The following is an 18,151-nucleotide window of genomic DNA, read 5'->3' on the forward strand; positions in this document are numbered from 1 at the left end:
CCCGTACACCACCGGACAGCTGCTCGCCATCGCCCTGGTCGGCGTGCTGGCCGTCGGGGGCGCCGTCTGGGCGGGGGTCACCGCGGGCGACGACGGAGCGAGCTCGGTGGCGGAGAAGACCACCGGCCCGAGCACGAGCGGCAGCCCGTCGCCGCGCCCCGGCACCTGGACGGCCCACCGCGAGAAGCAACTTGACGCGATCGTGTCGGTGCCCGCCGGCACCCTCGAGTACGACCGCTCGGACTCCGGCGCGGACCGCCGGAACCCCTCCCAGTGGGTGGCCTACGGCGACAAGACCGTCCAGCTCCGGCTGACCCGCAAGGAGGCGGTGCCCACGACCATCAAGGAGTGGGCGTCGGAGGCCACCTTGTCCTGGGCGGACGACAATGCCCAGACGCTGTACGCCCCCACCAGCTTCCACGGCTATGAGGCCATGGCCACCGACACCACGTACGAGGTGAAGGACAAGAAATATCGGGCGATGCAACTGCTGATCACCACAAGCGCCCAGGAACACTACGAGCTGCGCGTGGACATGCCTAAGGGAGGAAAGGACGAGAGCCGGGGCCACCTCCTGTTCACAGGAGCCCGCGCCCGCCTCAAGGTCGGCAAGGCCATGGTGAGCCCCTGAACAGGCACGCGACGGGGCCGCCGCGTCGTGCGTAGCGCGGCGGCCCAGCACGTGGGGTCACACCAACGCCGACCAGGGCCGACTCGACGCGCTGGCCGCCGAGATCGCCGCCCTGCGCGACCCCATGGTGGCCGCGACCATCCACTTCTACGGATGGTGGCCCTTCAGCGTGAACATCGCCGGGTACACCCGCTTCGACGCCACCGCCGAGAAGGACCTCAGCCAGGCCTTCGACCGGGCGTACAACACCTTCGTCGCGAAAGGCGTCCCGGTCATCATCGGCGAGTACGCCCTGCTCGCCTACGACCACACCCGCCCCGGCATCATCGAGCGCGGTGAGGTGCGCAAGTACTTCGAGTACCTGGGCCAGTACGCCCACCAGCGGCAGCTCACCACGATGCTGTGGGACGCCGGTCAGTTCCTGAACCGCAACGAGCTGCAATGGCGGGACCCGGAGCTGTTCGCCCAGATCAAGTCGAGCTGGACCACCCGCTCGGGAACCGCCTCCAGCGACATGGTGTTCCTCCCCAAGTCGGGCGCCATCACCAGCCAGACGCTCACCCTGAACCCGAACGGCACCGACTTCCAGGGGCTTCGGCACGGCGATCGCGACCTGGTGAAGGGCGAGGACTACACCGTCTCCGGCGACCGGCTCACCCTGACGGCCGCCGCCCTCGGCCGGCTGGCCGGCGACCGGGCGTACGGGGTCAACGCCACGCTGCAGGCCAGATTCTCCCGGGGCGTCCCCTGGCGGATCGACGTGATCACCTACGACCCCCCGGTACTGTCGAACGCCACCGGGAGCACCGGCTCCTACGCCATCCCCACCCAGTTCCGGGGCGACATGCTGGCGACGATGGAGGCCAGATACGACGACGGGAGCAACGCCGGTCCGGCCGACTGGACCCCGTACCAGCAGTGGGACACCGCGTTCTCGGCGTACACCGGCGACTCCATCAAACTGACCCCCGACTTCTTCAACGAGGTCAAGGACGGCTCCCGGGTGACGCTGACCTTCGACTTCTGGAGCGGCGCCTCGGTGACCTACCACGTCACCAAGACGGGAACCTCGGTGACCGGCACCACCGCCTGACCCCACCTGCACCGTTCCCGCCCCGCTGACGCCGTCACTGTAAACCGTCATATGGTTGAAAGCGACGTTGGAAGCCGTGTCCGCCACCCGGGGGAGCCGTGGTGGGACCCCGTGGCGAGGTGGTGTGGCTGTGCACGCAGCCCCTCGAACCCGCCGCCACCACCTCGCTCCCGGAGCGGGCCGGCGCCCGCCGCGACGACGACCACCGCTTCGCCTGGTCCGCCCAGATGCCGGAAACGGCGGCCCGCCTCGGGATAAGGCGGTAGCGCATCGCGAAGGAGGCACGGTGATGCATGACGACGACGAAGCGCCGAGGCCCGACGGCCGTGCAGCACCGTACGGTCACGAGGAGACCCGGGAAGAGCGGGCCGACCGCCGATGGTCCGAATTGCTTCAGGAGGTGAGGGTGACGCAGACGGGCATGCAGATCCTGTTCGCCTTTCTGCTCACGGTCGCCTTCACCCCACGCTTCCAGAGCCTGAGCCACGCGGATCGGACCATATACGTGGTCACGGTTCTCCTGGGCGCGGCGGCCAACGGCGCGCTCATCGCACCGGTCCCCTTGCACCGGATCGTCACCGGGCGCCGGCTGAAGCCGGAGACGGTGCATATTGCGGCCCGCTTCACCATGGCCGGGCTGGTGCTGCTGGTGTGCACGGTGGTGTCGGCGCTGCTGCTGATCCTGCGCGTCGTCGTAGCCGATGTCACCGCGCTCTGGCTCACGGTCGCGGCCCTGGTGTGGTTCGCGGGCTGCTGGATCGCCCCCGCGGTCTGGCTCTTCCATCGCCACCGCAAGGAGCGCTGAACAGGCGCGAAGCCATCGGGGCGGGGCCGACGACGCGCCGGCCCCGCCGAACAACACCCTCCGCCCCGCGCGGAAGGCGCGGATCGCCGGATCAGTTGTAGCCGAAGCCGGGTGGCAGTGGCCGGTTCACGAAGAGGGCCAAGGGGAAGGCGTCGCCGAGCACGCGGTAACCGTCGGGGTTGAAGTGCAGATGGTCACCCACGTCGAGGTCCGGGCGGAGGCGCCGTGGATCGTCGTTGTCCCGGGCCGCCCTGTCGAGGTCCACGACCGCGTCGAAGCGACCGCTCGTACGTATCCAGTCATTGACCCGCTGCCGTGTCGCCTCGCGGTGGCCCGCCGCGTCGTCGTAGTCGTGGTTGCCACCGAACGGTGTGATGGTGGCCCCGTAGACGCGGATCCCCTGCGCGTGGGCGCGCATGATGATCTGGTCGTACGCGGCGATGAGCCGGTCCGCGACGTCCTTCTGGGCGTCGGGGGTGGCAGGGGCGGTCCCGATGTCGTTGACGCCTTCGAAGACGATCAGAGAGGTGACGCCGGGCTGCACCAGTACGTCACGGTCCACACGGGAGAGGCCGCCCGGACCCAACCCGTCCGTGAGCACCCGGTTCCCGCCGGCCGCCTGGTTGAGCACCGCCGTGTCGGCCGTCCTGCGGTCGGTGCGCAGACGGGTCATCAGCCGGTCCGTCCAGCGGTCGTTCTGGTTGGTGGTCGAACCCCTCCCGTCGGTGAGCGAGTCGCCCAGCACGGCGGTGGCCCGGGTCCGCGCCGGCGACCATGTCTCGACGCCGCTCAGGAAGTACCAGTGGTCGACCGAGGCCGCCCCCGCCAGGTCGGTGGCCTCGACGTGGTCGCCGCGCAGCAGGTACGAGGTGGTGCGCGAACCGGGGTGGGAGGTGATGGCGGTCGACTGCTGGCCCGTGGCCAGGTATGCGGTCACGGTGAGGTTCGAGCCCGCCGCCAGCTCGAAGTCCAGGGGGTCGGACACCACCTGTGCGCCCGTCGGCACCGTCGTCGAGGTACGGCCGTGGAAGGTGACGGGCCGGGACGTGCCCGGTTTGATCGTGCTCACACCGGCCCGGCCGTTCATGGGAAGGGCCACGGAGACGCGGGTGATGGGCAGTGGCGCGCCGCCGAAGGCATTGGAGAAGCGGAGCCGCAGATGGTTGCCGCCCACCGATATATGCACGGTCTGCCGGAGTGTGCTGTCGGCGAGGACCGTGCCGTCCTGGGTGTACGGCGCGGGCGGCATGTTTCCCGGCTCGGTCAGCTGGGGCATGGCGGCCCAGGTGCCCACCCAGTGGGTGCCCGCGGGCGGCGCGGCGCCCGCGCTTCCCCCGGCCGGTGCGGTGTGCGCCTCGCTCCGCTCGGCCCCTTGGGCGCCGGACACCAGCATCACGATGGGCAGAACGGTGGCGGGCACAGCCGCCGCCAAGAGACCGAGTCTTCGCGTAATTCTTCGCACGGACCATCCTTTCCCGACCGGTGGCCACGACGATGTGGACGCACCCCACCCTTCCCACCCGTGGCCTGCGGTACACGGTCCCCGGCTGCTCGGTCGCCGCGCCGCCCCGACCGAGGAGCAAAATGGACATTTCGCCGGTCTGATGCGCACGATTTCCTCTGCAGATCTGTGTCGGCTGAACTACACCGCGCCCCGGAGGAGAACCGTGAACCGTCGTGTCGTCCACACCCGTGGCGGGTCGCCTGCCGAGGTCCTGACCGTCGTCGAGGAGCCGGAGCCGACAGCGCCCGAGCCCGGCCAAGTGCTCATCCGCACCACGGCTTTCCCGGTGCACCCCGGTGATCTCCAGGCTGTCGAGGCATACCCGGGCAAGGCCGCACAGCCGGTTCCGGCCGGTGTGGAGGCCACCGGCGTGGTGGAGGCGATCGGCCCGGGAACGCCGGTGGCGCCGGGGGTGGAGGCCGGCGGCCGGGTCACGGTCTTCCCGCATCCGGGGGCGTGGTCCCAGTGGATCGTGGCGGACGCCGAGGCGGTCGTCGCCGTACCGGACGAACTGCCGGACGAGATCGCCGCGCAACTGCTGGCGAACCCGCTGACCACGGTGATGCTGCGCCGTGCGGCACAGGAGCACCCGGCCTTCGGATACGACGGTGTTCTGGTGCAGACCGCCGCGGGCTCGTCGGTCGGGCGGCTGGTGACGGGCGTGTCCCAGTTCCACCACTTCGGGCTCGTCAACGTCGTCCGCAGCGACCGCGGCGCCGCCGAGCTGCGCAGGCGGTTCCCGGACGTGCCCGTCGTCTCGACCGAGCGTCCAGGCTGGACCGACGAGGTCCGCGAGGCCGCCGGTGGCCGACCGGTGAGCGTGGCCCTCGACCCGATCGGCGGGAAGCTGGCCGAGAGCCTTCTGGACCTGCTGACGCCGGGCGGGAAGCTGATCAGTTACGGGCTGATCGCCGAGGAGCCGATCCCACTGCACGCGTCGACGCTGCTGAACAAGTCGCTGACCCTGCAAGGCAAGAACATCGGCCGGTGGCTGTCCGAAGCCTCCGCCGAGAGGCGGGCATCGGACGTCGCCACCGCCCAGCAGATCGCGCTGGGGCTCAAGGACCAGTTCGTCGTGGCCGCCGAGTACGGCCTCGGCGAGCTGACCAACGCCGTCGAACACGCGGTACGGCCCGGCAAGGTCGGCACCGTCCTCGTCCGCCCCTGACAGCCGCCGTACGAGGACTCCGGTGGAGTAGCCGGGCGGGCGCCCGAGCCGTCCCGGACCTGGAAAGGGAAGGGACAGCAGCGCGCCGGAGGGAGCGGCTCGGGATGCGGATCGTCGTGGACCTCACCCGCTGCCAGGCGTACGCACAGTGCGTGTTCCTCGCACCGCGGGTGTTCGAGCTGCGGGGGGAGGAGGCGTTGATCGCTACCAGTGGGACGGCAGCGACACCGCGGTGCGGCGCGAGCGCGCTCAATCGCGGTGACGGACCGTTCGCGGTCAGACGGCGGTGCGACCGCCGTCGACGGGCAGGATCGCGCCCTGCACGAAGCTCGCCTCGTCGTCCGCCAGGTACACGATCGCCGCCGAGACCTCCGCGGCCGACGCCGGCCGTCGGGCGGGTGCCTGGGCGGCCAGGCTCTGCAGGTCCTCCTCAAACTTAGCGGTGGTCTCGGTCTGTGTGGGACCGACCTGCACGGCGTTCACCCGCACGCCCCGCGGGCCGTACTCGGCCGTCCACGCTTTTGTCAGGAGGTTCAGCGCCGCCTTGCTCGACCCGTACAACGCCATGCCCTCGAACCCGAGCACGGCCGCCATGGTGCTCACATTGACGATCGCTCCGGCGCCCCGGTCGGCCATCGGCGGGGCGAGTTCGGCCACCAGGTAGAACGGGGCCTTGACGTTGAGCGCGTACACCGCGTCGAACAGGCTTTCCTCCGTGTCCTCCGTCGGCCCGAAGGGGTAGATCCCCGCATTGTTGACCAGGATGTCGACCCGGCCGCCGCCCACTGTCAGGGCGTCGTGTGCAAGACGTCGCACCGCCGGGGCGTCGCGTAGGTCCGCGCCCACGAAGTCGGCTCTCCCGCCGCGCTCCCGGATCGCCCCGACCACGGCGTCGCCGCGGGCCGCGTCACGGCCGGCGACCAGTGTGTGCGCACCGCGCTCGGCCAGCGCTTGTGCTGTGGCCGCGCCGATGCCGCTGGTTGCCCCGGTCACGAGCGCGACCTTCCCCTGCATGGACGGAGCCGTCATGGCCGGTCCTTATTGGCATCCGGCAGATACCACTGGTGTGGTGCGACCAGTTCGTCGATGGCCGGTTCGGGGCCCCATGAGCCGGGGGTGTACGGCTTCAGCGGCGGCGGGTTCTCGAGGAGGAGGGCCGACGCCGCCCAGATGTGCTCAATGCCATCGGACCCGGTGAACAGCGACCGGTCGCCCAGCATGGCGTCCAGAATCAACCGTTCGTAGCCCTCGAGCCCGTGCTTCTGGCAGAAGGAGCCGCCGTAGCGGAAGGTCATCGTCGCCGGTCCGAGTCGCATGGTGGGGCCGGGCTCTTTCGCGAGGAAGGTGGCGGCGATCCACCCGGGGTCCTTGAAATCGATCACTATCTTGTTGCCCTGGTACGCGTCCTGTTGGGCGGGGTCGGTACGGAACATCCGCAGGGGCGGCTCGCGCAGGCCCAGGGTGATCACCTCGCGGCCCTGGGCGAGGTTCTTACCGGAGCGCAGATGGAACGGGACGCCGGCCCACCGCCAGTTGTCCACCTCCAGCCGCAGCGCGGTGAACGTCTCGGTCTGTGAATCGGGGGCGACACCCGCCTCGTCGCGGTAGCCCTCGTACTGGCCGCGTACGACCTGCCCGGGGTCGATGGGGCGCAGCGCCTCGAAGACCTTGGCCTTCTCGTCCTGGAGCGGCTGGGCGGCGAGCGAGACCGGTGGTTCCATCGCCACGATGCCGAGCACCTGGATCAGATGGGTGACGATCATGTCCCGGAAGGCTCCGGTGCCTTCGTAGAAGTGGGCGCGGCCCTCGAGGCCGAGCGTTTCGGGGACGTCGATCTGCACATAGCTGATGTGGTCCCGGTTCCAGATGGGTTCGAACAGGCCGTTGGCGAACCGGAAGGCGAGAATGTTGTCCACCGATTCCTTGCCGAGGAAGTGGTCGATGCGGAAGACCCGGGATTCGTCGAAGACGGCGTGGATTGTCTCGTTGAGCGCTTGTGCTGACGCGAGATCGGTGCCGAAGGGCTTCTCCACGATCACTTTCCCGTTCTCCGCCAGGTTCGTATCGCCGAGCATTCCGATGGTGGATGCGAACGCGGGGGGCGGAATGGCCAGATGGAACAGTCTGCTTGGCCGCCCGCCGAGGGAGTCCTCGGCTGCCCGTATGGCCGCGAGCAGCGGGCCGGGGTCCTGGGCGTCGGCCGCGCCGTACGACAGCGAGTCCGCGAAGGACTGCCACGCAGGCCCGGACGGCTCGGACCGTCCGAAGGTGGTGACCGCGTCGTGCGCCAGGGCGCGGAAGGCGTCGTCGCTCAGCGCGGACTTGGCACGGGACGAGCCCACGATGCGGTAGCCGTCCGGGAGGAGGCCCGCCGCGGCGAGATGGTACAGCCCGGGGAGGAGTTTGCGCCTGGCGAGGTCGCCCGAGGCGCCGAAGAGCACGATGACGTGGTTGTCCGGGCGGGTCACGGCCGGCTCCGCTTCTCGGCGTGTCCGCCGAACTCACTGCGCATGGCGGACAGGACCCGGTCGCCGAACTCGCCCAGACCGCGGGACTCGAACCGATCGGTGAGCGCGGTGGCGATCACAGGGGTGGGTACGCCTTCGTCGATCGCCGCCCGTACGGTCCAACGGCCTTCGCCGGAGTCCGAGACGTGCCCGGCGAAATCCTCCAGATGCGGGGACCGGGCGAGGGCGTCGGCGGTGAGGTCGACGAGCCAGGAGCCCACGACCGAGCCGCGGCGCCACACTTCGGCGACCTCGCCGACATCGATCTCGTACTGATAGGCCTCCGGTTCGCGCAGCGGGGTGGTCTCCGCGTCGGCCGTGCGCTTGCGCAGCCCGGCGTCCGCATGCTCGATGATGCTGAGTCCTTCGGCGATCGAGGCCATCATTCCGTACTCGACCCCGTTGTGAACCATCTTCACGAAGTGTCCGGCGCCGCTCGGACCGCAGTGGAGATAGCCCTGGGGTGCCGTGCCGTCGGCCTGTCTGCTCGGGGTCGGCTCGGCGGAGCCGGTGCCGGGCGCGATGGTCCGGAAGATGGGGTCGAGCCGGGCGACCGGCTCCCGCTCACCGCCGATCATGAGGCAGTATCCGCGGTCGAGCCCCCAGACCCCGCCCGAGGTCCCGCAGTCCAGATAGTGGATGCGGCGAGGAGCGAGCTGCGCCGCACGGGTGATGTCATCGCGGTAGTAGGAGTTGCCACCGTCGATGACCGCGTCGTCCGGGTCGAGGAGTTCGGCCAGCTGATCGAGGGTGGGCTGGACGACGGCGGCGGGCAGCATGAGCCAGGCGGCCCGTGGCCGCTCCAGCTTCGCCACCAGGTCGCCGAGCGAGCGGGCGGCGACGGCGCCCTCGCCTTCCAGCTCTCGTACGGCGCTTTCGTCGAGGTCGTAGACCACACAGCGGTGGCCGTCGCGCATCAGCCGGCGCACGAGGTTCGCGCCCATCCGGCCGAGCCCGATCATGCCGAGCTGCATGGGGGTGTCGGTTGCCATGGTGCTCTCCTGCGGGACGTTGTGGGACGGGCCCTAATGCTTGAGGGCGCGGTAACGACGGATGAGGGCGTTGGACGACGAGTCGTGGGTGAGCTCCCGTTCGGCGTCGGAGGTGAGTTCCGGGGTGATCCGGGCCGCGAGTACCTTGCCGAGCTCCACCCCCCACTGGTCGAAGGGATCGATGTCCCAGATCACCCCCTGGGTGAACACGCTGTGCTCGTAGAGGGAGACGAGCGTGCCGAGCAGCCGAGGTGTCAGGACCTCGCCGAGCAGCACATTGGTGGGGCGATTGCCTTCCATGACGCGGTGCGGAACGACCTCGGGCGCGGTGCCCTCCGCCCGGACCTCCCGCTCGGTCTTGCCGAAGGCGAGCGCTTCGGCCTGCGCGAAGATGTTGGACGACAGGATGTCGTGGTGGTCGCCGAGCGGGTTGAGGCTCTTGCCGAAGCCGATCAGATCGAGCGGTATCAGCCGGGTCCCCTGGTGGATGAGCTGGTAGAAGCTGTGCTGGCCGTTGGTGCCGGGCTCTCCCCAGTAGACGGGTCCGGTGTCGTAGTCGACCGGTGTGCCGCCCAGGGTCACATGCTTGCCGTTGGACTCCATGGTGAGTTGCTGGAGGTATGCCGGGAACCGCTTCAGATACTGCTCGTACGGCATGACACCGATGGTCTGGACGCCGAAGAACTCCGCGTACCAGACGGCGAGGAGCCCCATGAGCCCGGGCAGGTTCGCCTCGAGCGGGGCCGTGCGGAAGTGTTCGTCCATGGCGTGGAAGCCCGCCAGCATGTCCTGGAACTGCTCGGGTCCGATGGCGACCATGGTGGACAGACCGATGGCGGAGTCCATCGAATAACGACCGCCGACCCAGTCCCAGAACTCGAACATGTTGGCCGTGTCGATGCCGAATTCCGCCACGCGCCGGGCATGGGTCGAGACCGCGACGAAGTGCCGGGCCACGGCCTCCTCGCTGCCGAGGGCGCCCACCACCCAGTCGCGCGCCGAACGCGCGTTGGTGAGGGTTTCCAGCGTGCCGAAGGTCTTGGAGGAGATGATGAACAGGGTCTCCTCCGGGGAGAGGTCGCGGGTCGCCTCGACGAAGTCGGTCGCATCGACGTTGGACACGAAACGGAAGGTCAGATCGCGCCGGGTGTAGTGGCGCAGCGCCTCGTACGCCATGACCGGACCCAGGTCGGAGCCGCCGATCCCGACGTTGACGATGTTTCTGATCGGCTTTCCGCTGTGCCCCTTCCACTCGCCCGACCGGATGCGCCGGGCGAAGGTGGCCATGCGGTCCAGGACGGAATGGACCTGGGCGACGACGTCGGCGCCATCGACGACGAGCGAACTCCCCCGTGGCATACGGAGGGCCACATGCAGCGCCGGGCGGTCTTCCGAGACGTTGATGTGCTGCCCGCGGAACATCGCGTCCCTGCGCTCTTCCACACCGCACTCCCTGGCGAGCTCGCAGAGCAGGCGCATCGTCTCGTCGGTGACGCGGTTCTTGGAGTAGTCGAGATACAGGCCGGCCCCCTCCGCGCACAGCCGCTCACCACGGTCCGGGTCCTGAGCGAACAGCTCACGCAGATGGACCGCTCCGATCTCGGAGTGATGTTGTTCAAGCGCCTTCCACGACGGCTTCTGCCGCAGGGAGTCGATGGACATCTCACGGACCTCCTCAGCCCGGAGCCACCAGCTCGCGCGCCACTTGAGAGACACGCTCAGGGGTGAATCCGAACTTGTTGAGCAGCTGTTTGAGGGGTGCGGAGGCGCCGAAGGTGTGCATACCGACGATGGCCCCGCCATCACCGACGTACCGGTCCCAGCCGAACGTGGAGGCCTCCTCCACCGCGACCCTGGCCGTCACCGCGGGCGGCAGCACCTGATCGCGGTACTCCCGCGGCTGGCGGTCGAACAGCTCCCAGCACGGCATGCTCACCACCCGGGACGCGATGCCCCCGGCGGCGAGTTCGTCATGCGCGGCCAGGGCCAGCGACACCTCGGAGCCGGTGGCGAGCAGGATCACCTCGGGCTCGCCCGGGGATGCGTCCGCCAGGACGTAGGCACCCCGCGCGACACCACTGGCCGCCCCGAGCCGATCGCGGTCGAGGGTGGGAAGGGGCTGACGGGAGAGGACGAGCGCGGCAGGCTCCCTGCGCAGGGCGGTGACCACGCGCCAGGTTTCGACGACCTCGTTCGCGTCGGCGGGCCGGAAAACGAGCAGCCCGGGCGTCGCGCGCAACCCCGCCAGTTGCTCGACGGGCTGGTGAGTGGGGCCGTCCTCGCCGACCCCGATGGAGTCATGGGTGAAGATGTGCACGGTGGGGATCTCCATCAGCGCGGAGAGGCGGATGGCCGCCTTGGCGTAGTCGGAGAAGATCAGGAACCCGGACCAGTACGGACGGAGCTTTGTCAGCGCCATGCCGTTGGCGACGGCGGCAGCCGCGTGTTCCCGGACGCCGAGGTGCAGATTGCTCCCGGACCGGTCGTCGGGCTGGAAGTCGCCAGCTCCACCGAATACGAGGCGGGTCTTGGTCGACGGTGTCAGATCTGCGGACCCGCCGAGGACCCAGGGCACCGCCGTCGCCACGGCGTTCAGCACCTGGCCCGACGAATCGCGGCTCGCCAGACCCTTGGGATCGGCCGGGAAGGTGGGCAGCGCGTCCTGCCAGCCGTCCGGGAGCTGCCGACGCTGGATCCGCTCCAGCTCCTCGGCGAGATCGGGGTGCGCGCCGCGGTAGGCGTCGAACGTCTTCTCCCAGCCGCTGCGCAACTCCGCGCCCCGCGCGCCGATACCGCGGGCGAACCAGTCGGGCACACCGTCGGGGATGTGGAAGTCGGCGTCCGGCGGAATGCCGAGGACACGCTTGGTGGCCCTGACCCCCTCCGGCCCGAACGGCGCTCCGTGTGCCTTCGGTGAGTCCTCGACCGGCGAGCCGTAGCCGATGTGGCTGTGCACGAGAACCAGGGTCGGGCGTTCGGTTTCGGCGCGGAAGGTGTGGAAGGCGCGGCTGATCTGGTCGAGGTCGTTGGCGTCGGCGACGGTGGTCACGTTCCAGCCGTAGGCCAGAAAGCGAGCGGCGACATCCTCGGTGAAGGTGATGTCGGTGTGGCCCTCGATGGTGACCCGGTTGGAGTCGTAGATCCAGCACAGATTGGACAGCTGGAGGTGTCCGGCCAGCGAGGCCGCCTCGGAGGAGACGCCCTCCATCATGCAGCCGTCCCCGGCGAGCGCGTACACGTCGAAGTCGAAAAGCGTGAAGTCCCCGCGGTTGAACCGCGCCGCCAGCCACTGGCCGGCGATCGCCATGCCGACGGAGGTGGCGACCCCCTGCCCGAGCGGGCCGGTGGTCGTCTCGACACCGCTGGTCCACCGGTACTCGGGATGGCCCGGGCAGCGCGAATCGAGCTGCCGGAACGACTTGAGATCGTCGAGGGTCACCGCCGGACGGCCCAGCACCTCGTAGTCGGGGTCGACCGTGCGGACACCGGTCAGGTACAGAAGCGACCAGAGCAGGGTGGAGGCATGGCCCTCGGAGAGCACGAAACGGTCGCGGTTCGGCCAGATGGGATCGGCGGGATCGAAGCGCAGAAACCGCTGCCACAGCGTGTACGCGACCGGTGCCATCCCCATCGGAGTTCCTGGGTGCCCCGAATTCGCCTTCTGGACCGCGTCCATGCACAGTCCGCGAATCGTGTTCACCGACAGCGTGTCCAGGTCGGTCATCGCCACGCCGCCCTTCCGTGCTCTCGATGCACCTGGGTTGGAGGCTTGGCCACGCGTGGGCCATGTGATTCACCCACTTTCACCAGCCTAGGCTTGCCCGTACCCACCCTCAACTCAGGTCGGCTCGGCGCCGGGTTCCCGGGGATTTCCCGGGGTGTGTCCGGTGAGCCACGACAGGGGGTACGACCCCGCTCGTCGTAGGGCCGACCGCATGAGGCCATGACCTCGTATCGGTTCGGGAGGTTCGGGAGGTTCGGCAGGTTCCGGAGGGCCGGCCCCTTGTTCATACGTCGGACCGGACGACGGTGGCGAGGACGTCGTTGAAGGCCTCGGTGGAGGTGGGATGGGTGTAGACGGCGTCGCGGAGTTCGGCCGCCCTGATGCCATGCCGCATGGCGAGCGAGACGGTGTTGATCATTTCCTGTGCGTCGACGCTGAGCAGGGCGGCGCCCAGGATCTCATCGGTTTCGGCGTCGAGGACGAACTTCATCATCCCGCGGGTGTCCTCGACGATGTACGCACGCGGCATGGCGACGATGTCGGCGACCGGCTGGCTTGCGATCTTCACGCGGTACCCGTTGGCCCGTGCATGTGCCTCGGTGATCCCGACGGTGGCCAGTGGCGGGGTGATGAAGACGGTGTGGGGGATGGCGACCCGGTCGGCGGTGGAGCGCTTGCCCTCGCCGATCAGCTGGTCGAGGACGATACGGCTGTCGTCGAGGGAGATGTAGGTGAACTGCGGCCCGCCGTTGACATCTCCGAGCGCGAAGATATGCGGCTGGCTGGAGCGCAGATGTTCATCGACCTCGACCGCCCCGCGCTGGGTGGTGCGCACACCGGCGGCTTCCAGGTTCAGATTGCGGGTGGCCGGTGCGCGGCCGGTGGCGGCCAGGACCGCGTCGGCTTCCAGCGTGTGTTGTCGGCCGTCCGCTTCGTAGACGACGGTCGCGGAGGTTTCGCCGTCACGGATCTCCGTGGTGCTCGCACCGGTGATGATCTCGATGCCTTCGTCCACCAGGATGCCCTCGGCAACGGCGGCGACGTCGTCATCCACGAGGCCGAAGATCTTCGGGGCTGCCTCGAGCACGGTGACCTGTGAGCCGAACTGCCCGTAGATCGAGGCGAATTCCAGGCCGAGGTAGCCGCCACCGATGATGGCCAGCCGCCCCGGGAGGATGGTGGTGTCGATCAGTTCGGTGCTGGTCACGGTGTACTGACTGGTCCGCAGGCCGGGGATGTCGAGGACGATCGGCTGCGATCCGGTGTTGATCAGGATCGTCTCGGCGGTGATGGTCACGCGGCCATCGCCGGAGTCCACGCTCACGGTGTGCGGATCGGTGAACGCGGCCGTTCCCGTGATCACTGTGATGGTGTCCATACTGTTCAGCCCGTCGTAGTTGCCGCCGCGGAACAACTTGGTCAGCGCCTGCACCTCGCCGACGGAGCGCTCGTACCACTCCTGCGGCACATCCTCAGGCCGACGCTTGCGGGAGTGGTGGACCAGTGCCTTGGTCGGCACACAGCCGACATTCGGGCAGGTGCCGCCGTACATCCTCGCCGACCGCTCGACCAGCACCACGCGCTTGCCGAGCCGACCCATGGTGGCGGCCACCGTCTTTCCGCCCTTGCCGAATCCGATCACGAGCACATCGGCATGGAGGCTTCGGTTCGTGGTGCCCATGTTCGCTCCCGATGTCGAAATAGATGAGCACGAAATAGATGCCGTCATCTCAACGGCACCACCAAGACCACGGCGACGCAACTGGCCCCCCGGCCGGCTGCCGGCGGCTGGCTTTTCGCCCTTCAGCGGATCCATCGCGCACTCTGGAAGGAAGCACATGCGATCGCAGGCGCGGGCGCGACTGCCGCGTCCGACGGTGCACCCCGCGGTCGCTGTCGAACCGGAGGAGAGCGAGCCATGGCCGGACCGATAGCAGTGCTTTTCGATATCGACGAAACCCTGGTCCACACCGGAGATTCGGGAAGACGCAGCTGGGCCTGGGCATTCGATCAGTTGCACGGTGTAGCCGCCGATATCGGAAAACACACCTCGGCTGGGGAGACGGATCCACAGGTCGGCCGGAAAACGTTCCATGCCGTGCTCGGCCGGGAACCCAGTCACGACGAGATGGCCCGCCTGTACGCCCGCGTATCTGTGGCATCTGTCGGAGGACATCTGGGATTCCAAGGGGTATCGCGTGCTGGACGGCGTCGAGGAAACCCTGCGACGGATCGCGGACGCGGGGGTCATCCTCGGGCTCATCTCCGGCGCGATGGAAGGTGCGGCCAGGATCAAGATGGAACCGGGCAAGCTCGGCCGCTACTTCGTCTTCGGCGCCTATGGCTCGGACTCCCCGGACCGGGCGGAGATCACCCGCATGGCGATGGCCAAAGCCGGTCGGCTGCATGGGCGCGATCTGACCCGCGACGAGGTGTACGTGGTCGGGGACACCCCTCGCGATATCGAAGCCGCGCATACGGCGCATGCGACCGGGGTCGGGGTCGCCAGCGGCCACTACACGGTCGAGGAGCTGAGTGCCGCCCGGGCCGACCACGTGCTCACGGCACTGACCGAACCGTTCCCACAGATCTGAAAACCCCGCTTCGACGGCGCGCCCTCTCCAACCGGAGGGGGCGATGCCGTCGAAGCGGGGGAGGGGCCGTCAGACCTCTGGCTCAGCCGCCTGCAGGAGGCGTGGGCCGACCCGGCGGTGGAGCGGGACGGCCGGCAGCTTGTCGGCCTCGGCAAGGCGTGATTGTTTTCAATGTCGGACGTTCCTGTTTCTTCTGCGTCTGTGCGCGACTGGGCGTCTGTGCGTTGCTGGACGCAGACAAGATGGGGGAACGGCCGACTAGTTCGATCGGTGTGGTGTGACGTCGATCACAGCGTCAGAGGCGGTGGCGGCTCAGCCTCCGACGGCGGGCGCGCCACCTGCCGTGGTCAGTTCGACTGCCGACGGGCCTGCTTCACCTCGCGGTCGATGGCCCAGGCGTCGGCGACTGGCCCGAGGTGGCCGAGCTTATCGGGGTTGATCACCGTGCGGATGGTCTGAATCCGCCCGTCGAGCACATCGAGGGCCAGGGTGTGGAGCACCTTGCCGTCCCGGTCGCGGAAGATGGCGCCGGACTGGCCGTTGACCTCGTGCGGTTCGAACGTCACATCGATCCGGATCATCAAGGGGAAGACCGTGCCCAGCACCCGGGCCACGTTCTCCGCGCCGATGACGGCCTTGGCCAGCTGCGGGGCCTTGCCGCCGCCGTCGCCGACCAGTTGTGCGTCGGCGGCCAGCAGATTCCGCAGCCCGCCCACATCGCCGTCCTTCAGGGCGTCGAAGAACCGCGTCGCCAGTTCCTGCCGCTCCTGCCGGTCCGCCTCGAACCGCGGCCGTCCGGCCTCCATATGACGCCGCGCGCGCACCAGCAGCTGCCGGCATGCAGCCTCCGAACGCCCCACCGCCGCGGCGATCTCGTCGAACCCGAAGGCGAACACCTCGCGCAGCACAAACACCGACCGCTCCAGCGGGCTGAGCCGCTCCAACAGCAGCAGTGCGGCCATCGACACCGAGTCGGCCAGCTCCGCCGCCCGCGCCGGATCCTCATACGGATCGCTCAGCAGCGGCTCGGGGAACCACGGTCCGACGTACTCCTCCCGCCGCACCCGGGCGGAACGCAGCACATCGATCGAGATCCGTGTCACCGTGGTCGACAGAAATGCCTTGGTCGACGTGGGCCGGGTCGTCGAGCCGTCAAAGCGCAGCCACGTCTCCTGCACCGCGTCCTCGGCCTCGCTCACGCTGCCCAGAATCCGGTACGCGATCGAGAACAGCAGCGGCCGCAGCTCCTCGAACTCCTCGACCTTGCTCACGCCGGATCCCCTCCCGTAGAGGCCCTTCCACCCGGCCGTACTCGCCGGCGCGGGCATCTTCTGGTGATCATCGGGATCACCGGCAGGCCAGAGTAACGCCGCCGGTTGACCGTGATGTGCTCTCCTCCGTGATCGTCAGCGGCTTTCACCTCCTGAGACGAGGCAGCCCAACCCCCTGTGACATGGCCGCATGTGACCTGGATCTCCCGGTCGCCGATGTGCGTCAGCCGAGGAAATAGTGTGCCAAGCAGGGACTGTGCCGAGTGGGGAGTGGACAGGTGTTTCAGGGGATGCTGGGCCGGGACATCATGAGTGTGTGATCGCCCTCATCGTCGTCGTCTTCGTATTGGCGGTGGCGTGTTTCGTCGCCGGTGCGAAGAGCTCCGCCGGCTCGACGAGCAACGCCGTCCTCTCCCGGCGGACAGGATGGCTGGTCTACGGAGTGCTTCTGGTGGCCCTGGGCCTGTATCTGGTGAACGTGTACCGGGAGCAGACGTGGAGCGATGGCGAGGTCGGGGCGGTGGCGCGGGAGGCGGCCGAGGCCGTCGACGGGGCCACGTACGCCAGTGCGTACACCGTCCATGACGCGGTGGAGGACCACTTGCGGCGCGCGGCCAAGGGCAAGGGGGCGTGGGAAGACCTGCATGTGCTCAACCAGGGGCTGGACTTCACGGTTTTCGCCGAAGAGGACGGACCCGCTCACTGCATCCAGGTGACCACGACCGACGCCACCGTCGGTGGCGCGGGAACCACTGGTTCAGGCACCGGGACCGTCGAGGGGGTCCGGGTGTCCGCCACGGTGTCCGACGGACGGTGCTAGTGTCCGCGCCGGCAGCCCGCGCGGGTACGCGGCTGCGGCGCGTCGCTGTCGCCGCGCTATGCGGCGCACCGGGCGTGCGAGCCCGCGGTGAGCGTGCTTCGGTCGGTACATAAGCGATGAAACGGATGCAGCTCCTCGGTGGGAGGTCATGCCATGAAGATCGCAGTCATCGGTGGTACCGGGCTGATCGGATCACAGGTCGTGAAGAAGCTGAACACTGTCGGTCACGAGGCGGTGCCCCACTCGAAGTCGACGGGAGTCGACGTCATCACGGGCGAAGGGGTGGCTGATGCGGTCGCCGATGCCGACGTCATCGTCAGTCTGACGAACTCCCCGACCTTCGACGAGGCCTCGGCGGTCTTCTTCCGGAAGTCGATGGGGAACCTGCTGACGGCCGGGGAGAAGGCCGGCGTCCGCCACTTCGCCGGCCCCGAAGTCTTCCCGCTCGACGAACTCGGCAGGATCACCCTGGCGGCCCGTTCCGACGGCCGTACCGTCATGACGGACGACACCGCCGGCATGTTCGCCCTGGTCCGTGGGGACGTCCTCACGGGCAAGGAGGACGCCCGGCTGGCCCCCACTCGCTACGCGGACTGGCTGGCTTCCCGATAATTTCACACTGTGCTGCATCCACACTGTGCCGTCAGAAGAATGGGCGACGTTCACTACGCGTATTACTCTGTATCCGGATGGGCTGCCGCACACGATGCACACGGTTCGAGACGTGCGGATGGGCAGCGTAAAGGGTCTGGGGATGAGAGGAACGCATGGTCTCGGTAGCCCACACGGCACAGAGCATTGAGATCACCGCAGAGAACCTGCAGGAGGAGCTGCGTCGCCTGGAGGTCCAGCGGCAGGCCCTGGAGCGGGAGTTGGCCGCGGTGGTGGCGCATCTCGGCTCGGTGCGGACGACCCTGAACGCTCTCCAGGACCTGATGCAGGTGGCGACGCTCGCGTCCGGCGAGGCTGCCGTGGGTGTGGCCGTCCCGAAGCCGGTGCGGGCAAAGGTCACCGAGGCGGTTGAGCCCACCCCGTCCGGCCC

15 protein-coding genes and 3 pseudogenes are annotated in these 18,151 nt (G+C 68.8%); 10 read left to right on the forward strand and 8 right to left on the reverse strand.

Going from position 1 to position 18,151, the window contains the following annotated elements; genetic code table 11:
- The 4 genes and pseudogenes from CCN51_RS54800 to CCN51_RS06575 form a co-directional block, all read left to right on the forward strand.
- Positions 1-631, forward strand: a pseudogene (locus tag CCN51_RS54800) (hypothetical protein); the annotation flags it as partial.
- A gap of 124 nt (positions 632-755) precedes the next feature.
- Positions 756-1,724: a X2-like carbohydrate binding domain-containing protein gene (locus CCN51_RS06570; protein ID WP_014172959.1), complete on the forward strand. Its 969-nt coding sequence runs from the start codon at positions 756-758 to the stop codon at positions 1,722-1,724.
- A 98-nt stretch (positions 1,725-1,822) separates the two neighbouring features.
- Positions 1,823-1,990 (forward strand): hypothetical protein, encoded by a 168-nt coding sequence (locus CCN51_RS54805; protein WP_158104649.1) that lies wholly within the window; start codon positions 1,823-1,825, stop codon positions 1,988-1,990.
- 23 nt (positions 1,991-2,013) lie between these two features.
- Complete coding sequence (locus CCN51_RS06575; RefSeq protein WP_014172957.1) at positions 2,014-2,529, forward strand: DUF6328 family protein; 516 nt, start codon at positions 2,014-2,016, stop codon at positions 2,527-2,529.
- 91 nt (positions 2,530-2,620) lie between these two features.
- On the opposite strand, the gene CCN51_RS06580 is transcribed toward CCN51_RS06575, so the two are convergent.
- Positions 2,621-3,922 carry an SGNH/GDSL hydrolase family protein gene (locus CCN51_RS06580; protein WP_078610839.1) on the reverse strand — a complete coding sequence of 434 codons (1,302 nt, stop codon included), beginning with the start codon at positions 3,920-3,922 and terminating at the stop codon, positions 2,621-2,623.
- Positions 3,923-4,196: 274 nt separating this feature from the next.
- On the opposite strand from CCN51_RS06580, the gene CCN51_RS06585 reads away from it, so the two are divergent.
- Together CCN51_RS06585 and CCN51_RS59835 are read left to right on the forward strand one after the other, a co-directional pair.
- Positions 4,197-5,201 (forward strand): zinc-binding dehydrogenase, encoded by a 1,005-nt coding sequence (locus CCN51_RS06585; RefSeq protein ID WP_014172955.1) that lies wholly within the window; start codon positions 4,197-4,199, stop codon positions 5,199-5,201.
- A 104-nt stretch (positions 5,202-5,305) separates the two neighbouring features.
- A pseudogene (locus tag CCN51_RS59835) lies at positions 5,306-5,404 on the forward strand (ferredoxin); the annotation flags it as partial.
- Positions 5,405-5,477: 73 nt separating this feature from the next.
- Here the strand turns inward: CCN51_RS59835 and CCN51_RS06595 are convergent.
- The 6 genes from CCN51_RS06595 to CCN51_RS06620 all read right to left on the reverse strand — a co-directional run bounded on the left by CCN51_RS06595 (position 5,478) and on the right by CCN51_RS06620 (position 14,105).
- Complete coding sequence (locus tag CCN51_RS06595) at positions 5,478-6,230, reverse strand: SDR family NAD(P)-dependent oxidoreductase (RefSeq protein WP_106436286.1); 753 nt, start codon at positions 6,228-6,230, stop codon at positions 5,478-5,480.
- Positions 6,227-7,669 (reverse strand): glucose-6-phosphate dehydrogenase, encoded by a 1,443-nt coding sequence (gene zwf / locus CCN51_RS06600; protein ID WP_014172953.1) that lies wholly within the window; start codon positions 7,667-7,669, stop codon positions 6,227-6,229. Before zwf ends, CCN51_RS06595 begins: the two co-directional genes overlap by 4 nt.
- The gene (gnd, locus tag CCN51_RS06605) at positions 7,666-8,700 is read right to left on the reverse strand and encodes a phosphogluconate dehydrogenase (NAD(+)-dependent, decarboxylating) (RefSeq protein ID WP_014172952.1); all 1,035 of its coding nucleotides are present in this window, start codon (positions 8,698-8,700) and stop codon (positions 7,666-7,668) included. Before gnd ends, zwf begins: the two co-directional genes overlap by 4 nt.
- A gap of 33 nt (positions 8,701-8,733) precedes the next feature.
- Positions 8,734-10,362 (reverse strand): glucose-6-phosphate isomerase, encoded by a 1,629-nt coding sequence (gene pgi / locus CCN51_RS06610; protein WP_014172951.1) that lies wholly within the window; start codon positions 10,360-10,362, stop codon positions 8,734-8,736.
- A gap of 13 nt (positions 10,363-10,375) precedes the next feature.
- A complete protein-coding gene (gene tkt / locus CCN51_RS06615; protein ID WP_014172950.1) occupies positions 10,376-12,424 on the reverse strand; it encodes a transketolase in 2,049 nt (682 codons plus the stop codon).
- A gap of 283 nt (positions 12,425-12,707) precedes the next feature.
- Positions 12,708-14,105: an FAD-dependent oxidoreductase gene (locus CCN51_RS06620; RefSeq protein ID WP_014172949.1), complete on the reverse strand. Its 1,398-nt coding sequence runs from the start codon at positions 14,103-14,105 to the stop codon at positions 12,708-12,710.
- Between the two features lie 517 nt (positions 14,106-14,622).
- On the opposite strand from CCN51_RS06620, the gene CCN51_RS56320 reads away from it, so the two are divergent.
- Complete coding sequence (locus CCN51_RS56320) at positions 14,623-15,018, forward strand: HAD hydrolase-like protein (RefSeq protein ID WP_202948282.1); 396 nt, start codon at positions 14,623-14,625, stop codon at positions 15,016-15,018.
- A 347-nt stretch (positions 15,019-15,365) separates the two neighbouring features.
- On the opposite strand, the gene CCN51_RS06630 is transcribed toward CCN51_RS56320, so the two are convergent.
- The gene (locus CCN51_RS06630; RefSeq protein WP_014172947.1) at positions 15,366-16,289 is read right to left on the reverse strand and encodes an RNA polymerase sigma-70 factor; all 924 of its coding nucleotides are present in this window, start codon (positions 16,287-16,289) and stop codon (positions 15,366-15,368) included.
- Between the two features lie 316 nt (positions 16,290-16,605).
- Here CCN51_RS06630 and CCN51_RS06635 point away from each other — a divergent pair, with 316 nt between their 5' ends.
- The 3 genes and pseudogenes from CCN51_RS06635 to CCN51_RS53060 all read left to right on the forward strand — a co-directional run.
- Positions 16,606-17,109, forward strand: coding sequence for a hypothetical protein (locus tag CCN51_RS06635; RefSeq protein ID WP_014172946.1), 504 nt, complete (start codon positions 16,606-16,608; stop codon positions 17,107-17,109).
- Positions 17,110-17,262: 153 nt separating this feature from the next.
- Complete coding sequence (locus CCN51_RS06640) at positions 17,263-17,721, forward strand: SDR family oxidoreductase (protein ID WP_014172945.1); 459 nt, start codon at positions 17,263-17,265, stop codon at positions 17,719-17,721.
- 155 nt (positions 17,722-17,876) lie between these two features.
- Positions 17,877-18,151, forward strand: a pseudogene (locus CCN51_RS53060) (hypothetical protein); the annotation flags it as partial.

This window comes from Streptomyces milbemycinicus (genome assembly GCF_002154605.1).
Classification (GTDB): Bacteria; Actinomycetota; Actinomycetes; order Streptomycetales; family Streptomycetaceae; genus Streptomyces; species Streptomyces milbemycinicus.

Coding starts and splice junctions, on each gene's coding strand:
- CCN51_RS06640 (WP_014172945.1), top strand. CDS start 17,263: ATGAAGATCGCAGTCATCGGTGGTACCGGGCTGATCGGATCACAGGTC.
- CCN51_RS06580 (WP_078610839.1), bottom strand. CDS start 3,922: ATGCTGGTGTCCGGCGCCCAAGGGGCCGAGCGGAGCGAGGCGCACACC.
- CCN51_RS06620 (WP_014172949.1), bottom strand. CDS start 14,105: ATGGGCACCACGAACCGAAGCCTCCATGCCGATGTGCTCGTGATCGGA.
- CCN51_RS06570 (WP_014172959.1), top strand. CDS start 756: ATGGTGGCCGCGACCATCCACTTCTACGGATGGTGGCCCTTCAGCGTG.
- CCN51_RS06595 (WP_106436286.1), bottom strand. CDS start 6,230: ATGACGGCTCCGTCCATGCAGGGGAAGGTCGCGCTCGTGACCGGGGCA.
- pgi (WP_014172951.1), bottom strand. CDS start 10,362: ATGTCCATCGACTCCCTGCGGCAGAAGCCGTCGTGGAAGGCGCTTGAA.
- tkt (WP_014172950.1), bottom strand. CDS start 12,424: ATGACCGACCTGGACACGCTGTCGGTGAACACGATTCGCGGACTGTGC.
- gnd (WP_014172952.1), bottom strand. CDS start 8,700: ATGGCAACCGACACCCCCATGCAGCTCGGCATGATCGGGCTCGGCCGG.
- CCN51_RS06575 (WP_014172957.1), top strand. CDS start 2,014: ATGCATGACGACGACGAAGCGCCGAGGCCCGACGGCCGTGCAGCACCG.